The sequence below is a fragment of the Actinorectispora metalli genome, assembly GCF_056323685.1.
Genome location: NZ_JBREYE010000001.1, coordinates 2,094,914 through 2,101,455 on the forward strand (window position 1 = coordinate 2,094,914; position 6,542 = coordinate 2,101,455).

Genomic DNA, 6,542 nt, shown 5'->3' on the forward strand with positions numbered 1-6,542 from the left:
CTCCCCGTTCTAGCCCGCGGGAAGACTCCGAGCCAGCTCCAGGAAGGGCCGCAGTGCGTCGGGATTGCGCAGCGCGTCCCGGCTCACCGCCCGCTCGGGCGACGTTCCCGCCAAGATCTTCTTGACCGGTACCTCGCACTTCTTGCCGTTGAGCGTGCGGGGCACATCCGACACCGTAATGAATCGGTTCGGGACGTGCCGTGGCGAGAGCTCGGTGCGCAGTTCGGCACGCAGCGCGGGCTCGATATCGGCGAGTTCGACGTTCTCGGCGAGCACCAGGAAGCACAGCAGTTCGCCGTCGGTGCTGCCCGCGCCGGAGGTGTCGATGACCAGCGAGTCCAGCACCTCGTCGTGGCCCTCCACCACGCGGTAGAACTCGCTGGTGCCCATCCGCACCCCGCCGCGGTTGAGCGTGGAGTCGCTGCGCCCGTAGATGACGGCCGAGCCGCGCGAGGTGATCTTGATCCAGTCGCCGTGTCGCCAAATGTCGGGGTAGGTGTCGAAGTAGGCCTCGCGGAGCCTGCTGCCGTCCGGGTCGTTCCAGAAGAACACCGGCATCGACGGCATCGGCTTGGTGATCACCAGTTCGCCGACTTCGTCGGTGACCTCGTTGCCGTCCTCGTCGTAGGCGGCCACCGCGGCGCCGAGCATGCGGCAGGAGATCTCACCCAGCCACACCGGGACGTCGGGGGCCGCGCCGACGAAGGCGGTGCACAGGTCGGTGCCGCCGGACACGCTGGCGATCTGCACGTCCTTGCCGATGGCCTCGCCGATCCAGTGGAAGCCCTCCTCGGTCAGCGGCGACCCGGTGGAGCCGATGGCGCGCAGCGCGGAGAGGTCGAATTCGCGGCCGGGCCGCAGGCCCTTCTTCAGGCAGGACTGGATGTAGGGGGCCGAGGTGCCGAAGTAGGTGACGCGGTGCTCGGCGGCCAGCCGCCACAACGCGTCCAGGCCGGGGTGGGCGGGGTTGCCATCGAAAAGCACGAGCGTGGTGCCTGTCATCAGGCCGGAGATCAGGTAGTTCCACATCATCCAGCCGGTGGTGGTGAACCAGAAGAACACCTCCCCCGGCCCGAAGTCGGAGTGCAGCGCCAGCACCTTCGCGTGCTCCAGCACGATGCCGCCGTGGCCGTGCACGATGCCCTTCGGCAGGCCGGTGGTGCCCGAGGAGTACAGCACCCACAGCGGGTGGTCGAAGGGCACCGCCTCGAAGGCGAGTTCCGCATCGGCGTGCTCGCGGAGCAGCTCCGCCCAGTTCGCGACGGGGTGCGGCTGGTCGGGCAGGCCCGCGCCATTGCCGAGGTAGTCGATCAGCACCGTGGCGCGCAGGCTGGGGATGCCCGCCCGCAACTGCTCCACCACCGGACGCACGTCGAAGGTGCGGCCGCCGTAGTGGTAGCCGTCCACGGCGAAGAGCACCGTCGGCTCGATCTGGCTGAACCGGTCGGAGATCGCCCTGGCGCCGAAGTCGGGCGAGCAGGAGGACCAGACCGCGCCGATGCTCGCCGCGGCCAGCACGGCGACGATGGCGTGCGGGCTGTTGGGTACCAGCGCGACCACGCGGTCGCCGCGGCGGACACCGAAGTCCAGCAGCGCGGCGCGGACCGCGGCGACCTGGGAGCGCAACTGCCCGAAGGTCAGCCGCTCGGAGTGGCCGTCCTCCCGCTCGAAGATCACCGCGAGGTCCTCGTCGGACTTGCCATCGCCGGGGGCGAGCAGGTGCTCGGCGTAGTTCAGGGTGGCGCCGGGAAACCAGCGGGCCCCCGGCATCGAGGCATCGGCCAGCACCCGCTCGGGTTCGGTGTGGAAGCGCAGGCCGAGGAATTCGGCAATGGCGCCGTGGAAGCCCTCGGTGTCGGTGACCGACCACTCCCATAGCGCCGGGTAGTCGGGAAGGTCCACGCCGCGGTGCGTGCTCAGCCAGCCGCGGAACTCCGCCATCCTGCTGTTCGCGACCCGATCGGGATCGGGCTGCCACAACAGCTCAGGGGTGTCCGCGGCGGGCTGGATGTCGGTCATGCCTTGTTTCCTAGCCGATCCACCGGCCGGTGACCAGACTCCGACCGTGCACTGGGCATTGTGTACAGCGGGATCGCTTCTCGGCGGCAGAACGAACGGTGGCAGGCCGCCGAGAGGTGCAATCCGATCAGCGCAGGTGGGAGTCGAGCCAGTTCAGGGTGCGCTGCCATGCCTCGGCCGCCGCCTCCGGGGCGGTGTCGAAGCGGTGATCGGCCTCGGGGTAGATCACCACATCGGTGGCGACCTTGGCGGCGGAGACCGCCTCCCGCAGCTTGCGCACGTCCTCGGCCGGGATGGCCTGGTCCTGCTCGCCGTAGATGCCAAGCCACGGACAGGACAGCTCGCCCGCGACCTCCATCAGCGAGGGCAGCCCGTCGGTGAGCGGCTCCAGGATGCCGCCGCCCGCCACGGTGACCGCCGCGCCGAGCGACCGGCTCGCCGCGACCACGAAGGCCGCCGTGCCGCCGAGGTCGAAGCCGACGATGCCCATCCGGTCGGAGTCGACACCGCGGTCGGCGAGCCAGACGAACGACGCGTCGGAATCGGCCAGCACCGACTCGCCGGACACCTGGCTGACGTGGTGCTCGGCGCCCGCGCCGTCGTCGACGGCATCGGCGCCGGTGCGGTGGTACAGGTGGGGTGCGACGGCCAGCCAGCCCTCTTCGGCGAGGCTGGAGACCAGGCCCCGGACCGCCTCCGTGATGCCTCTGGCCTCGTGCAGCACCACGAGCCCTCCGCGCACGGCATTGTCCGGCTCGCCAACGGTCAGCCGCAGATCGCTGCCGTCCGTGAGCGGGACGGTTTCTGTCCGGATCTTCGTCATACGCTCAACCCAACCACGCTGAGGTAAACCCGAGTCAACGTGACCAACCAGACGGAGCAATCGGCGAAAAACGCCCCCGACCGGGGGCCGGCCACTTGACCTCACACTCTCTCGTCACGACGTGAGAAATGACAAGCCCCGATGTGTTCAATATGACCTACGGTGCTGTTGCGCCCGCGATGAGGCGGCGCGCCGGAACGAGAGTTGGAGCGAGCATGACCGTGCGTACTCGTGTCGATCTCGAGCAGTTGCCCGCGTACATCCCGGGACGGACCGTGGCGGGCGCGATCAAACTGGCGAGCAACGAGGTATCGGACGGTCCGCTGCCCAGCGTGGTGGCGGCCATCGCCGAGGCCGCGACCAACGTCAATCGCTACCCGGACACCGCGGCCACCCGGCTGGTGGATGCCCTTGCGGCACATACCGGTGCGCCTGCCGAGCAGATCGCGGTCGGCTGCGGTTCGGTGACCCTGTGCGAACAGCTCCTTCAGGCCACCTGCACGGCCGAGGACGAGGTGGTCTTCGCCTGGCGGTCCTTCGAGGCCTACCCGCTGCTCGCGCAGGTTGTCGGCACGCCGCAGCGGCGCATTCCGCTCGACGCGGGCCATGCCCACGACCTGGACGCGATGCTCGCCGCGATCACGCCCGCCACCCGGCTGGTGTTCGTGTGCAACCCCAACAACCCCACCGGAACCGTGGTGCGCCGCGCCGAGTTGCAGCGCTTCGTGGACGCCGTGCCCGCCGATGTGCTGGTGGTGCTGGACGAGGCCTACCGCGAGTACGTGACCGATCCCGAGGTGCCGGACGGCATCGAGCTGGCGCGGGCCCAGGCGGCGAAGGGGCGCAACAACATCGCGGTGCTGCGGACCTTCTCCAAGGCCTACGGGCTGGCCGGGCTGCGCGTCGGGTACTGCGTCGCACCGGAACCGGTGGCGCGGGCGCTGCGCAAGGTCTACGTGCCGTTCAGCGTGAACTCGCTGGCGCAGGAGGCAGCCATCGCCTCGCTGGCCGCGAAAGCGGAACTCATGGGGCGCTGCGCGAAGCTGGTCGGCGAGCGGAGCAGGGTGCGCGATGAGCTGCTCTCGCTGGGCTTCGAGGTGCCGGAGACACAGGCCAACTTCGTGTGGCTGGAGCTTGGCGAGCGGACGGATGCCTTCAACGAGCACTGCCTGGACAACAAGGTCGTGGTGCGGGCGTTCGCGGGCGACGGCACCAGGGTCACCATCGGCAGCCGCGAGGAGAACGACGCGTTCCTGACCGCCGCCCGGTCGTTCTCTGGCTGAGCCTCAGAGCTCGGCGTCGGGGTTGCGGAAGTCGATCACCTCGACAGGCAGGCCCGCCTCGGCGACGGCGAGCCAGTGCAGGTCGCCGGTGAGGACGGGCAGGTCGTGGTGCCAGGCGAAGGCCAGGCAGCAGATGTCGGCGAGGGACAGCGAGCGCGGCTTGGTCCTCGGTTTGCGGGCCTGCCGGGCCGCGGTGTCGAACTTCTTGAGCTCGCCGAAGAGCATGGCCTCGGCGACGTCGAGGGGTTCGACCAGCAGACCGGTGGCGCGCAGGTCCTCCGCGACCTCGGCGGCGTCCAGACCGGCGAGCTGTTTGACCTTGTAGACCACCTCGCCGAAGTTCACCGCGGTGATCAGCGAACGGGGCAGCAGGTCGGCGAAGCGCTCGGCCTGTGGTTCGGCGTCGAGCAGTGCCAGGACGAAGGACGCGTCGAGCAGCACGGGGCCCGACGGCACGGTGGCGGCCGGACTCACTCCAGGCTGCCGTCGCTTGCCCGGTCCTCGAGCAGACTGTCCGCCATCGACTCCTCCGTGCGGTGCCGCCGCCTGCCCGCCGCGACCGCGAACTGCAGTCGGGTCAACGCGGCGTGGGGGTCTTCCAGCACGATGCGGCCCGGACCTTCGACCCGCGCCACCAGCTCCTTGACGTCGGGCACTTCAGCCTCGGCGAGCAGCTTCGCGGGCAGCGTTGGCCTGCGTTTGCTGTCCAGGATGAGCCGGTAGGAAGTCACGCTTCCCACGGTACCCCCGAGGTGGGTCGAAGTCGATGCGTCCCACCTTGAAAATTTGTCCCACGATTTGCCTTGGGTGGGAGACTTGGCAACCCGATGGCTTCCCGCCACCACTGCGGGATTCTGTCGCCATCCCGGGGAAAGAGCCAGAGTTCTGACTCCAAGTCGTCACGCCGCGGCGCGTTTCGCCACTCCGGTTCCGCGGAGAACTCGAAGGACAGCTCGTCCGCTCCGGTACGGAACCGCAGCCGGGCGCTGATCCAGGTACCCGACCCAGGACGGTAGGAACTGGTGCGCAGCGAGCGGAGCAGTTCGACCAGCGCGGTGGGAACCGACAGGCTCCGGGCGGCACCGTCCTGGTCGATTTCGGCGAATTCGATTTCCAGGTGGGAGCCGACGGCCCGGCAGTCCAGGCACAGCGCTCCACCGCCGACCTGCGGATCGGCAGCCATCAGCTGCCTGATCGCGGCAAGCACCTCCGGCGGTTTCGATGTGCCCATGATTTTGCGTTTTCCCTGGTCAAGGCAAGTGGCGGAAGCGGAGGGATTCGAACCCCCGGACCCTCTCAGGTCTCTCGCTTTCAAGGCGAGTGCATTAGACCGCTCTGCCACGCTTCCAAGCACGGAATCTTAGTCACGGGCTCCGCCGGTTCGGTAACTCACTCCGCCTGACTCTGCAGGTGGCCGATGACCCGTTCGAAGACCCGCGCCAGCACCAGCTGTTCGGATTCGGTGAGCAGATCGATCAGATGCGCCCGCACGCCCTCGACGTGGGTCGGCGCGGAGGCCTGCAACAGGTCGAATCCGTCCGGGGTGAGGGAGGCGAAGACTCCCCTGCCGTCGCTGACGCACTCGATGCGTTCGACCAGGCCGGCGGTCTCCATCCGGCCGATCTGGTGCGAGAGCCTGCTGCGGGAGGACGCCACCTCGACCGCGAGCTCGCTCATCCGCATCCGGTGGTGGGGCTGTTCGGAGAGCCGGACCAGGATTTCGTAGTCGGCCAGCGAGAGGCCGTGTTTGTCGGCGAGTTCCCGATGCAGCTGGAAGGACAGCATCTGTCCACCGATGATGTAGTTCCGCCAGGCCCGCATCTCCTGGTCGTTCAGCCAACGCGGTTGCGTCTGCACTGCCTCGGTCACCTCACCAGGCTATTCCCTACCGCCCCGTCCCGTCTGCCTTCACTTGGGGTTAACGCATACCTCCCGCTTTGGACACGCAACGCGAGGACGCGAACACAACCTGCCGCCGAAAGGCTCAGCGCTATGCCCTAGCCTGCCCGACAAACCGGATCACGGTCGCGCGCTTGGCAATGGCACGTCCGAACGATCCGCTGCCACCGACCAAACATGGAGGGTGATCGTGCGTAACGCGATCAAGGTTCTCGCTGTGGCCGCAGCTGTCACGGGTCTCGCCGGAGCGGGCGCGGGCATCGCCGGTGCCGCCGAACTGGGCACGCCCGAGCTGCCCAGCCCGCTGGCGCCGAGCCTGCAGGAAGGCCTGAAGGACTTCACCTACGACCCGGGCTGCTCGCTGGCCAGCACCATCGTCAAGGCGACCAGCCTGGACACCACCGACACCCTGTGCGGCCTCGGCGGCGACCACCTGCCCGCCGACCTGCCCGTGCTGTCCCCGCTGGACGCCATCGGCAAGTGAGCTTCGGCGGGGCGGCGCCCGTGGCGCCGCCCCG

8 protein-coding genes and 1 tRNA gene are annotated in these 6,542 nt (G+C 68.9%); 2 read left to right on the forward strand and 7 right to left on the reverse strand.

What is annotated here, in order from left to right; translation table 11 throughout:
- Positions 1-9: 9 nt before the first annotated feature.
- The gene (locus tag ACU6XJ_RS09735; RefSeq protein WP_476308779.1) at positions 10-2,019 is read right to left on the reverse strand and encodes an acetoacetate--CoA ligase; all 2,010 of its coding nucleotides are present in this window, start codon (positions 2,017-2,019) and stop codon (positions 10-12) included.
- A gap of 127 nt (positions 2,020-2,146) precedes the next feature.
- A complete protein-coding gene (locus ACU6XJ_RS09740) occupies positions 2,147-2,842 on the reverse strand; it encodes a dienelactone hydrolase family protein (RefSeq protein ID WP_476308783.1) in 696 nt (231 codons plus the stop codon).
- Positions 2,843-3,057: 215 nt separating this feature from the next.
- On the opposite strand from ACU6XJ_RS09740, the gene hisC reads away from it, so the two are divergent.
- The gene (gene hisC, locus ACU6XJ_RS09745; RefSeq protein ID WP_476308785.1) at positions 3,058-4,125 is read left to right on the forward strand and encodes a histidinol-phosphate transaminase; all 1,068 of its coding nucleotides are present in this window, start codon (positions 3,058-3,060) and stop codon (positions 4,123-4,125) included.
- Between the two features lie 3 nt (positions 4,126-4,128).
- Here hisC and ACU6XJ_RS09750 read toward each other — a convergent pair whose 3' ends face one another.
- The 5 genes from ACU6XJ_RS09750 to ACU6XJ_RS09770 form a co-directional block, all read right to left on the reverse strand.
- Positions 4,129-4,599, reverse strand: coding sequence for a PIN domain-containing protein (locus ACU6XJ_RS09750; protein WP_476308788.1), 471 nt, complete (start codon positions 4,597-4,599; stop codon positions 4,129-4,131).
- Positions 4,596-4,856, reverse strand: coding sequence for a hypothetical protein (locus tag ACU6XJ_RS09755; RefSeq protein WP_476308790.1), 261 nt, complete (start codon positions 4,854-4,856; stop codon positions 4,596-4,598). The genes ACU6XJ_RS09750 and ACU6XJ_RS09755 overlap by 4 nt, the downstream gene beginning before the upstream one ends.
- A complete protein-coding gene (locus tag ACU6XJ_RS09760; RefSeq protein ID WP_476308792.1) occupies positions 4,853-5,356 on the reverse strand; it encodes a hypothetical protein in 504 nt (167 codons plus the stop codon). Before ACU6XJ_RS09760 ends, ACU6XJ_RS09755 begins: the two co-directional genes overlap by 4 nt.
- Before the next feature lie 29 nt (positions 5,357-5,385).
- Positions 5,386-5,473 (reverse strand) — tRNA-Ser (locus ACU6XJ_RS09765).
- Positions 5,474-5,514: 41 nt separating this feature from the next.
- Positions 5,515-5,946, reverse strand: coding sequence for a MarR family winged helix-turn-helix transcriptional regulator (locus ACU6XJ_RS09770; protein WP_476313898.1), 432 nt, complete (start codon positions 5,944-5,946; stop codon positions 5,515-5,517).
- Positions 5,947-6,241: 295 nt separating this feature from the next.
- On the opposite strand from ACU6XJ_RS09770, the gene ACU6XJ_RS09775 reads away from it, so the two are divergent.
- A complete protein-coding gene (locus ACU6XJ_RS09775; RefSeq protein WP_476308794.1) occupies positions 6,242-6,508 on the forward strand; it encodes a hypothetical protein in 267 nt (88 codons plus the stop codon).
- The last annotated feature ends 34 nt before the right edge of the window (positions 6,509-6,542 follow it).

Coding starts and splice junctions, on each gene's coding strand:
- ACU6XJ_RS09735 (WP_476308779.1), bottom strand. CDS start 2,019: ATGACCGACATCCAGCCCGCCGCGGACACCCCTGAGCTGTTGTGGCAG.
- ACU6XJ_RS09740 (WP_476308783.1), bottom strand. CDS start 2,842: ATGACGAAGATCCGGACAGAAACCGTCCCGCTCACGGACGGCAGCGAT.
- hisC (WP_476308785.1), top strand. CDS start 3,058: ATGACCGTGCGTACTCGTGTCGATCTCGAGCAGTTGCCCGCGTACATC.
- ACU6XJ_RS09760 (WP_476308792.1), bottom strand. CDS start 5,356: ATGGGCACATCGAAACCGCCGGAGGTGCTTGCCGCGATCAGGCAGCTG.
- ACU6XJ_RS09770 (WP_476313898.1), bottom strand. CDS start 5,946: ATGCGGGCCTGGCGGAACTACATCATCGGTGGACAGATGCTGTCCTTC.